Annotated in this window: 11 protein-coding genes, 1 tRNA gene and 1 other RNA gene; 10 read left to right on the top strand and 3 right to left on the bottom strand. The window is 69.6% G+C overall.

Features of this window, described 5'->3' with window-relative positions; translation table 11 throughout:
* Positions 1-274: 274 nt before the first annotated feature.
* Entirely contained in the window at positions 275-1,186 is a 912-nt protein-coding gene (locus tag ABIN76_RS05100) for an oxygenase MpaB family protein (protein WP_346958627.1), read from the top strand.
* A gap of 189 nt (positions 1,187-1,375) precedes the next feature.
* On the opposite strand, the gene ABIN76_RS05095 is transcribed toward ABIN76_RS05100, so the two are convergent.
* Positions 1,376-1,460 (bottom strand) — tRNA-Ser (locus ABIN76_RS05095).
* Positions 1,461-1,982: 522 nt separating this feature from the next.
* On the opposite strand from ABIN76_RS05095, the gene ffs reads away from it, so the two are divergent.
* The 5 genes from ffs to ABIN76_RS05070 all read left to right on the top strand — a co-directional run bounded on the left by ffs (position 1,983) and on the right by ABIN76_RS05070 (position 8,238).
* Positions 1,983-2,079, top strand: an RNA gene (gene ffs / locus ABIN76_RS05090) — signal recognition particle sRNA small type.
* 27 nt (positions 2,080-2,106) lie between these two features.
* Positions 2,107-5,268 (top strand): DNA polymerase III subunit gamma and tau, encoded by a 3,162-nt coding sequence (locus tag ABIN76_RS05085; protein ID WP_346958626.1) that lies wholly within the window; start codon positions 2,107-2,109, stop codon positions 5,266-5,268.
* A 51-nt stretch (positions 5,269-5,319) separates the two neighbouring features.
* Positions 5,320-5,919, top strand: a complete 600-nt coding sequence (recR, locus tag ABIN76_RS05080) for a recombination mediator RecR (protein ID WP_146335883.1) — start codon at positions 5,320-5,322, stop codon at positions 5,917-5,919.
* A gap of 7 nt (positions 5,920-5,926) precedes the next feature.
* Positions 5,927-6,505 (top strand): GNAT family N-acetyltransferase, encoded by a 579-nt coding sequence (locus ABIN76_RS05075; protein ID WP_346958625.1) that lies wholly within the window; start codon positions 5,927-5,929, stop codon positions 6,503-6,505.
* Between the two features lie 374 nt (positions 6,506-6,879).
* Positions 6,880-8,238 (top strand): aspartate kinase, encoded by a 1,359-nt coding sequence (locus tag ABIN76_RS05070; RefSeq protein ID WP_346958624.1) that lies wholly within the window; start codon positions 6,880-6,882, stop codon positions 8,236-8,238.
* A gap of 87 nt (positions 8,239-8,325) precedes the next feature.
* On the opposite strand, the gene ABIN76_RS05065 is transcribed toward ABIN76_RS05070, so the two are convergent.
* Together ABIN76_RS05065 and ABIN76_RS05060 are read right to left on the bottom strand one after the other, a co-directional pair.
* On the bottom strand, positions 8,326-8,559 hold the full coding sequence (locus ABIN76_RS05065) for a hypothetical protein (RefSeq protein ID WP_346958623.1): 234 nt from the start codon (positions 8,557-8,559) through the stop codon (positions 8,326-8,328).
* Positions 8,560-8,807: 248 nt separating this feature from the next.
* Positions 8,808-9,032 carry a hypothetical protein gene (locus tag ABIN76_RS05060; protein WP_346958622.1) on the bottom strand — a complete coding sequence of 75 codons (225 nt, stop codon included), beginning with the start codon at positions 9,030-9,032 and terminating at the stop codon, positions 8,808-8,810.
* Positions 9,033-9,113: 81 nt separating this feature from the next.
* Here ABIN76_RS05060 and ABIN76_RS05055 point away from each other — a divergent pair, with 81 nt between their 5' ends.
* From ABIN76_RS05055 to ABIN76_RS05040, 4 genes are read left to right on the top strand one after another with little or no spacing between them, the layout of a single operon-like run.
* Positions 9,114-9,656, top strand: a complete 543-nt coding sequence (locus ABIN76_RS05055) for a MarR family transcriptional regulator (RefSeq protein ID WP_346958621.1) — start codon at positions 9,114-9,116, stop codon at positions 9,654-9,656.
* Between the two features lie 24 nt (positions 9,657-9,680).
* Entirely contained in the window at positions 9,681-10,241 is a 561-nt protein-coding gene (locus ABIN76_RS05050) for a serine protease inhibitor (RefSeq protein ID WP_346958620.1), read from the top strand.
* The gene (locus tag ABIN76_RS05045; RefSeq protein ID WP_346958619.1) at positions 10,213-11,196 is read left to right on the top strand and encodes a 3-methyladenine DNA glycosylase; all 984 of its coding nucleotides are present in this window, start codon (positions 10,213-10,215) and stop codon (positions 11,194-11,196) included. The genes ABIN76_RS05050 and ABIN76_RS05045 overlap by 29 nt, the downstream gene beginning before the upstream one ends.
* A complete protein-coding gene (locus ABIN76_RS05040; RefSeq protein ID WP_346958618.1) occupies positions 11,193-11,573 on the top strand; it encodes a serine protease inhibitor in 381 nt (126 codons plus the stop codon). Before ABIN76_RS05045 ends, ABIN76_RS05040 begins: the two co-directional genes overlap by 4 nt.
* The last annotated feature ends 46 nt before the right edge of the window (positions 11,574-11,619 follow it).

Here is an 11,619-nt window from a genome sequence, read left to right as displayed (position 1 = left end):
CAACAGCCCGTGAAGTCTTGGACTGCCCACTCGTTGAGTTTCCCCAGTGTTTTCCCACGATGTGACTCCCGCGATTCTGTCCGCCAGGCCCCCGTCCCAACGGACCCAACCTCTATGTGAACACACTCCGCCGGGTCTGGGAACCTCCGGAATGCCTTGGTTCGGGGCGGATTTCGGGGATTTGGGGCTAGCGCCCGGCGGGCCGCGGAGCGCCCCAGTAGCCGCACCCGGAAAACAGGTATCGGCCCCGGACCGGCCGGGTAAGAATAGGAGTATGCGCAATGTCCTCAGGGAGTGGCAGGCCGAGCTCAAACAAACGTTCACCGGAACCCGGGACGCGGTTCCGGAGTGGGTGGGTCGTCTCGCCGAGGGCGAGGACGCCGGGTTCCATCTCCCCGGTTCCGCCGTCTGGGCGGTGCACGGGGACATGCCGACAATTGTCGCCGGCATCCGTGCGCTGCTTATGCAGGCCCTGCACCCGGGCGCTTTGGCCGGGGTGCACGACCATTCACGCTTCCGCGAAGATCCCCTGGGCCGGCTCGCCGGGACGATCCGCTGGATTTTCACGGTCTCCTACGGGTCGACCGGGGCGGCCCGCGCCGCGTCCGGCTGGGTCCTGCGGCTGCACGAGTCGGTGCGCGGGGACTACATCGATGGCCACGGTGTAGCCCGGCCCTACTCGGCGAATGATCCGGAACTGCTCCGCTGGGTGCACATCGCCTTCACCGATGCGTTCCTGTCCACGCACAAGATCTGGGGCCGGCCGATTCCCGGCGGCCCGGATGCGTACGTGCGCGAATGGGCGCAGGCAGGGAACCTGATGGGGGTGGAGTCGCCGCCCCTGAGCGAGGCGGAAATGCGCCGGCAACTTGACCGCTGGTACGACGACGGCGAACTCAGCTCGGGCCCGAAGGTCGCCGAAACGGTGGCTTTCATCCGCGATCCACCCCTCCACCCGGCGCTCAAGCCCGGATACCGGGTACTCTTCGCGGCCGCGGTGGCCAGCCTCGAGCCTAAGTACCGGGACATGCTGGGGCTGCGGACAGCGCGGCTGGGCCCCGTCCCGCTGCCGGTGAAGCTGGCGACGAAGCTCACGCTCGGCGTCGTCCACCTTGCCCTGGGCAAAGTCGGCCCGAGCGAGCAGGCCGCCCGCGAACGGCTCCGCCGCCTGGGGTTCGCGGGTTAAGTGTGGCGGGGCTTCGGGTGGCTGGCGCTGCGCGGGCGGCTGCGGGACGGGGACTCGCGGCTGCGCGGTTGCGGGTGGCTGGAGTTGCGCGGGCGGCGGAGCTGTCGGCCCTCTACCCGCGCTGGACGGGGCGGGCGGCACCGGCCCGGAATGCAAAAAGGCCCCGGTCCAAAAGACCGGGGCCAAACGCGGAGAATGGGGGATTTGAACCCCCGAGGGCGTTAACCCAACACGCGTTCCAGGCGTGCGCCATAGGCCGCTAGGCGAATTCTCCAGTAGCTTTTGAATCAAAAGCAGATACTAGACTACCTGAACTTCACGACTAAGCCCAATTGAGCCTCGGACCCGCCGCCGCGGGACATGCCCCGCGCCCAGGCCCAACACTGGACATAGTCCCAATCTGCCCACTCCCCGGCCCGAAGAATGAGCATGTCCCGCGGGGAAACCGGCACCAGCCGAATCCCCCACCCGGCACCCACCGGGCCACCCCGCACCTTCCACAGGACACCCCGCCCCCCCCACCCGCCGCGGGACATGCCCCGCGCCCAGGGCCAACACTGGACATAGTCCTAATCTGCCCACTCCCGGGCCCGAAGAATGAGCATGTCCCGCGGGGAAACCGGCACCAGACCTGAATCCCCCACCCGGCACCCCCACCCGCCGCGGGACATGCCCCGCGCCCAGGGCCAACACTGGACATAGTCCTAATCTGCCCACTCCCGGGCCCGAAGAATGAGCATGTCCCGCGGGGAAACCGGCAGATTCGGGGCACGCCCGATCGTCGGGTAAAGTAGTCGACGGCCCCTCATGTGGCGTCATCCTGTTGAACTCCCCCAGGACCGGAAGGTAGCAAGGGTAAATGGGCTCTGGCGGGTGCATGGGGGGTCTTTTATGTCTGTGCCGATTGGTAGGGTTTAGCTGTGACTGTTACTACCGCTCTTTACCGCAGATACCGTCCCGATTCGTTCGCGGACGTTATCGGGCAGGAACACGTCACCGAGCCGCTGATGACGGCCCTGCGGAAGAACCGCGTCAACCATGCCTACCTTTTTTCCGGCCCCCGAGGCTGCGGCAAAACCACCTCCGCCCGCATCCTGGCGCGTTGCCTGAACTGCGCCGAGGGCCCCACGGACACCCCCTGCGGCGTCTGCCCCAGCTGCGTTGAACTGGCCCGCGGCGGCGCCGGTTCGCTCGACGTCATCGAGATCGACGCGGCCAGCCACGGCGGCGTGGACGACGCCCGTGACCTGCGCGAACGCGCCACCTACGCCCCGGTCCGGGACCGCTACAAGATCTTCATCATTGACGAAGCCCATATGGTGACGTCGGCCGGTTTCAACGCGCTGCTCAAGATCGTCGAAGAGCCTCCGGAACACATCAAGTTCATCTTCGCCACCACGGAGCCGGACAAGGTGATCGGCACTATCCGGTCCCGCACCCACCACTACCCCTTCCGGCTCGTCCCGCCGGAACCCCTTATGGCCTACCTGGAACTGCTCTGCCAGCAGGAGAACGTGCCCGTGGCGCCGGGCGTGCTCTCGCTCGTCATCCGCGCCGGCGGCGGCTCCGTGCGCGACTCGCTCTCCGTGCTGGATCAGCTGATGGCCGGGGCCGGCCCCAACGGACTGAACTACGAACTGGCCGTGGCCCTGCTGGGCTACACCCACGCCTCGCTGCTGGACGACGTCGTCGAGGCCGTCGCTGCCTCCGACGCCGCCACCGTGTTCCGCGCCGTGGACCGCGTCATCCAGACCGGCCACGACCCCCGCCGCTTCGTCGAGGACCTGCTCGAGCGTTTCCGTGACCTGATCATCGTGCAGGCCATGCCGGAGAGCGCCCAATCGATCCTGCGCGGCATGCCGGCGGACCAGATCGCGCGGATGCAGAACCAGGCCCACAACCTCGGCGCCGCCGAACTCTCCCGCGCCGCGGACGTCACCAACACCGCGCTCACCGAGATGACCGGGGCCACCTCCCCGCGGCTGCACCTTGAACTGCTGTGCGCCCGCATCCTATTGCCGAGCTCCGAGCAGACCGAACGCGGCATCGCCGCCCGGATCGACCGGGTGGAGCGGCGCCTCAATTACGCCGGGAACGACGTCGGGACACCCGCCACTGCGCCGGCCGCCGGAGCTGCTGTGGCACCGACAGCCGTTCCTCCGACCCCCGCTGTACCGGCGGCCCGCCCGGTGACTGCCCCCGCCCCGGATGCCGGCCGCCCCGCCGGATCATCGGGAGACAGCGCACCCTCCGGCGTCGACGTGCGGTCGGCCAGCCCCGCCCGGGCAGCGGCCACGCAGGCTGCACAGCCGGAACGGCCGCAACTCACGGCGCCCCGGGTCAGCACCCAGGACTGGCCGGTGGAAGCTCCCACGTCCCTGAACGGGATCTCGCGCCCGCCCGCACCCTCGACGTCCGCCCCGGAAAGCCAGCCCGCCGGGACATCACGCCCGGAGCAGGCACCTGCAGACACCGCAGCAGCGGCCGCGGCACCCGCACCCGCCCAACAGTCCCAGCCGTCCCCGTCGGCTCCGTCGGCTCCGACCGAACCGGCATCACCGGCCGCGCCTCCGGCCGGCAATGTCCCCGCGCCAACACCGGCAACGGCGCCGGCCTCAACGCCCGCTCCCGCACCCGCCGCGGCGCCCGGACCCGACGTCGAGGTCCTGCGCCGCGCCTGGCCAGAGATCCTCCAGACCCTGACCAAGATCAAGCGGAGCACCTGGGCGCTGGTCGAACCCAACGCCCAGGTCGGCCACTTCGAGGGCCAGGTCCTGACACTGTCGTTCACCACGGCCGGGCTTGCCGGCGCCTTTGGCCGGGCAGACCACGCCGAAAACCTGCGCCAGGCGATCCATAAGACGATCGGCATCGACTGCCAGATCACAGCCGTAGCCGGCGGCAACAACAGCGCAGCGAGCTCTGAGCCAAACCCAAAAGCGCCCGCTAGCCGGGAGGCCCCGGCCACCTCGGCGGACGTCGCATGGGGCCTGGCCCCAGCGGCCGGAGCAGCGCAGGAATCCCCGTCCAGCCGCGCGGGCAGCACCGCGGACCTGACCGGGGCCGCCCCAGCCGCAGCCCCTGCCACGCCCGCACCAGCGGAAACGGCCACACCCACACCCGCAACGGCGGAAACACCAGCGCCTCAGCCTGACCGGGAACCGGCGGGCCGCCCCGCTGCCTCCCCGGCGGCGGCACCGCCGTACACCGGCCCGGCCGCCGGACCCGCCGCCGGATCTGCCAGCGAACCAGCGTCCGAACCCGGCGGCTCCTACTCCTACCCGGACGACGACTGGGGCCCGCCACGGGACGAGGATGCGCCGCCGCTGGAGGAAGAGCCGCCGATGGACTGGGATCCCTCAGCCCCGGCAGCTGTCCGGCCTGCGCCCGCAGCCGCCCCGGCAGCCCCACGCACCCCGGCACGCGCCCGCACGGGCAACAACGGGCCGGCCGCCACCGCGCAGGCACCTGCCCGCCCCGCCCAGGACTCGTCCCAGGACCCCTGGGCGCGCGCCGTGGAGGAGTCCCCCGGGGTCTGGACCGTCGGCACGGAACTGAATGTGGGGCGCCGCCCTGCGCCCGAGGCCGAGGCTAATCCGGCGCCGCGCGTTCCGGAACCGGAGCCACCGCACTACGAACCGGCCGCCGCCCAGATTCCCGAACCGGTCGGTGCTTTCTCGGCCGGATCCGGCCACGCCGGACCCGGCCCCGGCAACGCCGGCTCCCCGGACACCCGGGCACCCTCACCCCAGCTCGTCCCGGCCGGCGCCGGGCCCGCGGTGATCACTGCCGCGGCCTCCCCGGTCGTGGCCACGGCTCCCGTCGGCGCGCCTCCGGCGTCGGAACGGCAGAGCCTCTACCAGCGCCTGTCCAACAGCCCCGAAGCGGAGGCCGGACGCGCCAAGGCACCCGCGCGCGCCGCGGTCGCCGCCACCAGCTATGAACAGGACATTCCCAGCGCCGACGATGAAACGATCGAGGAATCGGGCGTCTTCGGCCGCGCCGCCGTCGAGCGTATTCTGGGCGGGAAGCTGCTCGAAGAGCGCTCCCTGGACGGAAGCCCGCTGGCGCCGCGCTTCTAGCCCTCCCGGCGGCCACCCGGCCCGCCACTCCCCCAAACGAACGAGGAAATTGTGTACGAAGGTGCAGTTCAGGAGCTGATCGACGAGCTCGGCCGCCTTCCCGGCGTCGGGCCCAAGTCCGCCCAGCGGCTCGCCTTCCACATCCTCGAAGCCGACCCGCAGGACATGAAGCGCCTGGTCGAGGCCATCACCACGGTCAAGGAACGGGTCAAGTTCTGCACCGTCTGCGGCAATGTCACCGAGCAGGAACTATGCAACATCTGCCGCGATCCCCGCCGCGACCCGTCCGTGATCTGCGTTGTGGAGGAGTCCAAGGACGTGCTCGCGGTGGAGCGCACCCGCTCCTTCCGCGGCCGGTACCACGTGCTGGGCGGCGCGATTAACCCGATTGCCGGGATCGGCCCCGAACAGCTCCGGATCCGGGAACTGCTCACCCGGCTCAACGACGGCGCCATCCAGGAAATCATCATCGCGACGGACCCCAACCTCGAGGGCGAGGCCACCGCCACCTACCTCGCCCGGATGCTCAAGTCGATCGGCATCGCCGTCACCCGGCTGGCGTCCGGCCTTCCCGTTGGCGGGGACCTCGAATATGCCGACGAAGTCACGCTGGGCCGCGCCTTCGAAGGCCGCCGCAACGCGCTGAGCTGACAGGGCCATGACGGCCCTCCGCGGCGCCCCCGCACCCCTGCGCACCGAACGCCTGATCGTGAGGCCGTTGACTGCCGACGACGACGACGCCGTCCTCCCGTTCCGCGGCGACCCGGAAGCCGTGCGGTATCTCTCCCACGCTCCGCTTAGCCCGGCGGAGAACACGGCCAGGGTGCGGAAGGTGCTTGCGGCCTCGGCTGCGTCCACCCCGGCATGGTTCAACTTCGGCTGGGTCATCCAGCTCCAGTCCAGCGGCGAGGTGATCGGCGACGCCCGGACCTGGAACTCCGATGCACCCCCTGCGGCCGGCCGGATCCCGGCTCATGCAGCGAGCCTCGGCTACATCCTGCACCCGGACCACCACGGGCTGGGACTCGGCCGGGAAGCCGCCGGCGCCTTGGTGCAGTGGTTGTTTACCGCCCGCGCCAGCCGGACTGTCTTTGCAGGCGTCTACGAACCCAATCTGCCCTCGCGCAGGCTGCTCGAAGGCCTGGGCTTCCGGCAGGACCACTATTTCACCGCCGCCGAAGACACCGCCGGGAAGAACCTTCCCTCCTGGCGCTACCGGCTCGACCGGCCCGAGTGACCCCGCCTGTCCCGTCCAACCCCACGACCGCGTGACCCAAGTGACCTGTGTGGCCCCTGCGCCGCGTCACGCGCATCGGACATGCCCATCGGGGCCGGCCAGGAATGGACATAGTGGCAATATGCTCATTCCTGGCACCGGGAGCCGGGCATGTCCGCAGGAGCGGTGGAGCATGCTCATTCCTGGCACCGGGAGCCGGGCATGTCCGCAATCCCGGGTTGCCGTGGCCCCTCCCGCCGGGCTGCCGATCGGTCACAATTCAACTCCGGACCCTCGGCGGCGATAAACTTGGCGGAGAAGCCGCCGTCGCGCCGTTTGGCTGCGCCGTCCAGTAGCTTCGCCCAGAACCCCGATGATCCAGTGAGGGTGCGCGCATGAGTTTGCCCACTACCGAAGTCCACCCCGGACCGCAGCCGCAGGAGCTGCCCGCCATCCCTGCCGCCACCAAGCACCTCGTGGTGAAGAAGTTCGGCGGTTCCTCCGTGGCGGACGCGGAAGGTATCAAGCGGGTTGCGCGGCGCGTCGTCGACGCCCACAACGCCGGCGACGAAGTCGTCGTCGTGGTTTCCGCCATGGGCGACACCACCGACGAACTCCTCGACCTGGCCGCCCAGGTCACCGACTCCGCCCCGGCCCGGGAAATGGACATGCTCCTGTCCGCCGGTGAGCGCATCTCCATGGCCCTGCTCGCCATGGCCATAAACAAGTACGGCGCCTCCGCCCAGTCCTTCACCGGCTCGCAGGCCGGCATGATCACCGACGGGATCCACGGCAAGGCCCGGATCATCGACGTCGACCCGCACCGGATCCGCACGGCCCTGGACAAGGGGCACATCGCGATTGTTGCCGGCTTCCAGGGCATGAGCCGGACCACGAATGAGATCACCACCCTGGGCCGGGGCGGCTCGGATACGACGGCGGTGGCGCTGGCCGCAGCCCTCGACGCCGACGTCTGCGAGATCTTCACCGACGTTGACGGGATCTACACCGCGGACCCGCGCGTTGTCCCGTCCGCCCGGAAGATCGACCGCATCTCCAGCGAGGAAATGCTGGAGCTCGCGGCTTCCGGCGCCAAGATCCTGCACCTGCGCTGCGTGGAGTACGCGCGCCGTTTCGGCGTGCCGCTGCACGTCCGGTCCTCATTCAGCCAGAACGAAGGCACCTGGGTCCTGCCCAGCGCCGATGACAAGATCACGATTCAAGAGGGAGTTGCCTTGGAGCAGCCAATCATCTCCGGCGTTGCACACGACCGTTCCGAAGCCAAAGTCACCGTGGTCGGCGTTCCGGACATCCCCGGCAAGGCCGCGGCGATCTTCCAGGTCATCGCCGACGCGCACTCCAACATCGACATGATCGTCCAAAACGTCTCCACCCACGGGACCGGCCGGACGGACATCTCCTTCACCCTGCCGATCGTCGAGGGCGCCGACGCCCTCGCCGCCCTCCGCGCCGCGCAGGCCGAGATCGGCTTTGAGAGCATCGAATACAACGAGCAGATCGGCAAGCTGTCCCTGATCGGTGCCGGCATGCGTTCGCACCCGGGCGTCTCGGCACGGTTCTTCGCGGCTCTCTCCGAGGCGGGGATCAACATCAACATGATCTCCACCTCGGAAATCCGCATCTCGGTGGTGACGCACGCCGACCTGCTGGACGACGCCGTGCGCGCCATCCACAAGGCCTTTGACCTGGACAGCGAGGACGAGGCCACGGTGTACGGCGGCACCGGCCGCTAGGACTTCCACGGGCGACGAAGCGCCCAGGCGGACACAAAGGGGAGCGGCAGTTGCCGCCCCCTTTTTGTGTCCTTTTTCCGGACGAGGTCAGACCTGCTCTTTCGGGAGGTCCTCCCGCCGGACGGCGTAACGGTGTCCGTGAGCGTCGGTCTCCACTTCGAAGCCGGCGAGGTCGGTTTCCGAGGCTGCCTCGAAGCCGTCGTGCCGGTGCACGACCGGTGCGGAGTAATCTCCGCGCGAGGCGGGGCCAAAGAGGAACCGGGCCCAGGACGACGGGTGCAGATGCCGGCTCAGCGCAGCTTTCCTCAGTGCACGTGCCATATTTCCCACCCCCTCTCCTGCTGGAAGGCCAAGCGGAACAGCGGTGGCGCGGGCGGCGCCAGTGCCCTTATTTTACGCCCGACGGCGGCAAAAGGCGCGGCGGGCGGCGGCGGCAAAAGGCGCGCGGCGGGCCGGGCCTTGCCAAGTCAGGCGGCGGCGCGGCGGGCTGCGGCGGGACAAGGTGTGCTGCGGGCCGGGCCGCGTCAGGCGGCGGCCGGCGGCGCGACGGCAACCCGGGACAACCGGGCCTAGCGGAGGGACTTGTCCTCGGGGTTGCGGGGCACCACGTAGGTGCTGCCGTCAGGCCGGTGGAGCGTCTCCCATTGCTGGGTCTCAGCCTCCCGCTGCGCCAGCAGCTGGCGGTTCTGCTCGGTCATTTCATGGCCCAGCGAGGTGCGGCTGGCAGGGCCAAAAACCGCCCGCAGCTTGCCGGTTGCCCGCATGAACCGCTGGGCGGTGTTTTCCTTCGCCATTGCTACCCACTCCTATTCGAACCAGATGTCCTCCCAGTGTACGCTAATCATTAGTGCACTAACTATCTAGAGGAGGCCCCCTTGAGCGATGCCACCGGAACCCCGGGATCCGCCCCCACCGCCCCCGTGGATGAAGACCTCCTGCTCGAACACCAGCTGTGCTTTGCCCTTACCGTCGCCTCCCGCAGCGTGGTGGGTGCCTACAAGCCGGTCCTCGACGAACTGGGACTCACCCACCCGCAATACCTGGTGATGCTCTGCCTGTGGGAATCCAGCCCGCGCTCGGTCCGCGACATTAGTGACGCCCTCGCCCAGGAACCCGCAACGATTTCGCCGCTGCTGCGGCGGCTTGAAGCCGCGGGCTACATCACCCGGCAGCGGGCCGAGGGCAACGAACGCAGCCTCGCCGTGCGGCTGACCCCGCGTGGCGCAGCGCTGCGGCAGCAGGCGACGGCGGTCCCCGGCACCATGATGGCCCTGCTGGGCCTGGACCGGGAGCAGGTGGGCGAGCTGCATGCCGCCATGATGCGGCTGATCGCCGCCACCCGGGCAGCCGGGGAAACGGGACCGCCCTTTAGGGGTACTTCCGGCCCGGCCGAGGACCCCGCCGCGGCGCTAGAATGAGGCTGAGACCGAGGAGAAGAGCCCATGCGCAAGAACCTGATTCCCACCGCGCTCATCCTGATGACGGCCGTCGGACTGGCCGCGTGCGCGCCGGGCGGCGGACCCGCACCGAGCGCGTCGTCCGCCGGTTCGGCGTCCGCCTCGTCACCGGGCAGCACCCCCTCCGCCGACGCTGAAACCACCATCCCGGCCCCCTCGCCGTCGGCCGAGTTTCCTTCCGCCGGCCCCGGGCAGGGCGACGCCGAGCTGGCCATCATGATCACGTCCGGCCAGGGCGCGAAGGCCGTCAATTACACCCTGGTCTGCCGGAACGGGGTACCGGCGGCGGAAAGCAAGCACCCGAAAGCGGCGGCTGCCTGCACGGCCATCAAGAATAATCCGACTATCCTCACACCCGCTCCGGTTAGCAAGGACCGGGCATGTACTCAGCAGGCCCCGGTGGAGTACGGCGGCCCGCAGCAGGCGACCGTCACCGGCTCCGTGGACGGCAAAGCCGTCGAATCGAAGTTCAGCCGGACCGACGGCTGCGAGATCGCTGCCTGGAATGCCGCCAAGGATGTTCTGGGATCCAGCGGTGGAGCCTAAGCTGCAACATCTCCCTCAGGACGACTGGCTGGCGCGAGAGGCCGACCACCAGCAACGCGTCCGGACCTACTCTGACCCCTACCTCGCCCGGCGGTCGGCCGGCCAGAAACACCCCGTGGAGGACTTCCTCTTCACCTACTACACCCAGAAACCCGGCCAGCTGCTGCGCTGGCACCCGGGCGCCGGCGTCGTGCTGTCCGGGCCTGCGGCAGCGGAGCGCTCCGGTTGGAAGTACTACCGTGTCCCCGACGCCGGTGAACTCGCCGCCGCGGGGCTGGCGCCGGGAACGGACGCGGTGACGGTCGACGTCGAACGGTTCGTTACCGAGCGGCGCGATGCCCTCCAGTTTGCCGGCATCATCCTCGCCGGAACAGCGGCGCGGCCAGCCCAGTTCGGCTGTTTCGGGCTGCACGAGTGGGCGATGGTCTACCGGCAGGACAAGTTTGAGCTGCGGCACGAGTACCTGAAGCTGCGGCTCGGTTCCGAGCGGACGGACCGGGTGGTCGAGGACAACAGGATCCGGTGCTCGCACTTTGATGCGTTCCGCTTCTACACCCCGGATGCGGTCCCGCTGAACGCCCTGGCGCCGAGCCGGGAGAACCAGCGGACCATGGAACAACCCGGCTGCCTGCACGCCAACATGGACCTGTACAAGTGGGCCTACAAGCTGGCCCCCGCGCTGCCCAGCGAGCTGGTGATGGACTGCTTTGAGCTGTCCTGGCGGATCCGTGCCATGGATATGCGCGCTTCCCCGTACGAGCTGAGCGAATGGGGGTACCCGGCGATCCGGATTGAGACCCCGGACGGCAAGGCCGAATACGTGGAGCACCAGCGGGAATTCGCTACCGCCTCGCAGGAGCTGCGCAGGCGGCTGCTGCACCAGCTCACGCCGCTGCTGGACGCCGCCGGCACCGCCGCGGCCCCTCAATCTACAGTCCCGGAAGGACGCCCATGACTGACCCCGCCGGACCGGACAGCCAGCCCGACGTCGACCTCACCATCCGGCTGACGGAGGCGCCCGGCGCCCCCGAGTTCAGCTTCCGCCTGCTCGCCGTCGGCGGCGCGGTCGGCGAGGGATCCACGTTGCCGGACCCCGCCGCAGCACTCGAGGCCCTCGGGCAGCACGGCGAGGAAATCTTCTTCCCCCAGCCGGGGCCGCCCCGGCTGTGCACGCAACAGTACGGCGGTCCGCAGGTGGCCGTGGTCACCGGGCGCTACCGGGGCCGGGAGGTGCACAGCGAATTCAGCCGCACGGACGGCTGTGAAATCGCCCGCTGGCGCGCCATGGGGCCGCTGCTGGGCGGCGCCGCCGGCTCCACCGGAGCCAGCTGAGGCGCGGACGTTAAACAGCGATGGCCAGCGGTACCACCGCCGGCCA

The organism is uncultured Arthrobacter sp., from assembly GCF_964021775.1.
Lineage (GTDB): Bacteria > Actinomycetota > Actinomycetes > Actinomycetales > Micrococcaceae > Arthrobacter.
This window is presented reverse-complemented; position numbering and strand designations above follow the sequence as displayed.